The sequence below is a fragment of the Microbacterium sp. HMWF026 genome (genome assembly GCF_003061325.1).
GTDB lineage: Bacteria > Actinomycetota > Actinomycetes > Actinomycetales > Microbacteriaceae > Microbacterium > Microbacterium testaceum_E.
Genome location: NZ_QAJB01000131.1, coordinates 1 through 2425 on the forward strand (window position 1 = coordinate 1; position 2425 = coordinate 2425).

Consider the following 2425-nt stretch of genomic DNA (forward strand, 5'->3'; position numbering starts at 1 on the left):
CCGGCATCCATGGCCCCACCCTAGGGCGGGGCCCCGACGTCCATCGGGCGGCCCCGGGGGCGTACCGCCGTCACGGCGGACGGGATTCCGCGGCCGCCCGCCGATCCGACCCCCGTGGCCGCCCGCGCGTGTCGCGGCACGATTTCCTCCGAACGGACGAAGCGGCCTCGGTCTCAGGATGCCGTCAGCGCCCGCCCGAGCGCATCGCCCGACGTCCACGCCGTGCGCACCGCCGCGCTGCGGCCCCACGCGTCGCCGCAGGCCGAGAGACCGGGCGAGCGGAAGAACGGCTGTCCGGTGGTCTGTCCGGGACGGGCGAACGTCCATCGGTGCGCGTACGTGGCGACCGGGTCGACGTCGATGCGCAGCAGCCGTCGTATCGCGGCGAGCACCGGACCGACCGCGCCCTCGGGATCGTCCAGATGACGGCGCGCGCGTTCCGCGGTCGTGTGCACGACCAGCACCGGGGCGCCGTCGCCACGGCGATCACCGTCGTCCGCGATGAACGACACGTCGGCGTCCGCGTCGGTGAAGGCGCCGTGCAGATCGGCATCCCACATCCGCTCCGGCCAGCGCAGCACGACCGCGATGACCGGCTCCCATTCCTGATCCCCGCCGAGGGCCGCGTCGGTCAGACGCTGCGCCTGGGGCGCGGGCATCGCGAGCACCACCTCACCCGCGTCCTCGCCATCGACCCGGTACGGCTCCACCCGGTCGACGACGCGCTCCGAGACGACGTCGAGCCCGTCGGCCAGATCGAGCGCGAGCGAACGCAGACCGGACGGCGCCGCCCAGCGCATCGGCCCCGGCTTGGGCGTCTGCCCGCCGTCCGCGTCGAGCACCTGGAAGGTGTCGGTCCACGGGCGCGCCAGGCCGCGCTCCTCCCAGTCCGCGACGACGTGGCCGAACCCGTCGGCCTCGCCGACCACGAAGTACGACGCGCCGAGGTCGACCGCGCGACCGTCGATGGTGCGGCTGGACAGGCGCCCCCCGACCCGGCGGCCGCGGTCCAGCACGCGCACCGAGCCTCCGGCATCCCGCACCGCCCGCGCACACGCGAGACCCGAGATACCGCCGCCGACCACCGTCACGTCCACCGTCATGCCGACATCCTGTCCCGACCCGCGCGGTCCCGGCCCGGGGTTGCGGTCGGGGCGCACCCCTGAGAACGCGGGGGGTCCGCCGTCAGGCTCCCGCTCCGCCCCCGCGGAAGAACTCGACGCCCAGGTCGGGGTGGTCGACGAACACGCCGTCCAGTCCCGCAGCGCGCAGCACCCCCCACTCGCCGCGGTAGTCCCCCGGATCCGCCGGACCGCCGTCGCCACGGAAACCCGGCAGCAGGAACGCGTTCTCGGGCCGGCAGGTCCACGCGAACACCCGCAACCCGCGGTCTCGCGCCTCTTCGACGAACCGGGCGGGCCCGCGCGCCCGCCCCCGCGCGTCGGGGTCGAGGATCAGCCGCTTGTCGGTACTGATGCCCCCGACCTCCTCGGCGAGCGCGTCCAGCCCCGCGGGCGTGAGCATCGCGGCGTACGGGGTGGCGTCGTCCCCGTCCCTCTCGCGCAGGTCCCAGGGCGCCCCCTCGGCCTCAACGAGCTGGACGAGAGGATGAGGGATGCCACTGTCCCGCAGCCGCGCGAGCACCAGCGGCTCGAACGACTCGATGACGAGGGACCGCTCGGCATCCCCCCACCCCGCCTCCGCCAGCTCGGCCCGCACCAGCTCGGCCATGTCGAAGCCGCGGCGCGCGAAGTACGCCGCGTGCTTGATCTCGAGCACCACGCCCACACCGCCGTCGCGCGCGAGCTGCAGCACGTCGCGCAGCAGGAGGACGGGCTCGGTGTCATCGTGCGTGGCGCTGTCCGGTCGGATCGCGGGGAGGCGTTCACGGCAGCGGAGCGTCCGCAGCTCCTCGGCGGTGAAGTCCTCGGTGAACCACCCGGTCAGCTCCTCGCCGTCGACGGCCCTGGTCGTGCGGCGCGCGGCGAACTCCGGGCGGCGCGAGACATCGGTGGTGGAGCCGATCTCGTTCTCGTGCCGCACCACCAGCACCCCGTCCTTCGACGGCACGACGTCGGGCTCGACGGCATCCACTCCCGCCCGTATGGCTCGCAGGTAGGAACCGCGCGAGTGCTCCGGCAGGTAGCCCGGAGCCCCGCGATGACCGATGATCAGGGGCACGGCGACACCGTACCGAGGGCGGGTGAAATCGGGGTGCGCTCAAAGCGGAATCCCAGTCAGCACCGGGATTCTCGCGGCACGCTCGGCTAGTGTTGTCTGACAGCACGGTGCTGTGATCACCATCTTTGGAGTGTGAGTTCCCGTGGCCCTCAACAACCCGGCTTTCAATACCCCGGCGTTCCAGGACCCTCGAGCCGGTGGCGCTCAGACGCGCTACAGCCCGCCCCCGGCCGTCGACCCCGCC

2 protein-coding genes are annotated in these 2425 nt (G+C 73.7%); both read right to left on the minus strand.

Annotated features, from left to right (window positions below):
- Positions 1–173 precede the first annotated feature (173 nt).
- Positions 174–1103: an NAD(P)/FAD-dependent oxidoreductase gene (locus DBR36_RS05930; RefSeq protein ID WP_108317997.1), complete on the minus strand. Its 930-nt coding sequence runs from the start codon at positions 1101–1103 to the stop codon at positions 174–176.
- An 82-nt stretch (positions 1104–1185) separates the two neighbouring features.
- The gene (locus tag DBR36_RS05935; protein WP_108317998.1) at positions 1186–2181 is read right to left on the minus strand and encodes a glycerophosphodiester phosphodiesterase family protein; all 996 of its coding nucleotides are present in this window, start codon (positions 2179–2181) and stop codon (positions 1186–1188) included.
- Positions 2182–2425: the final 244 nt, after the last annotated feature.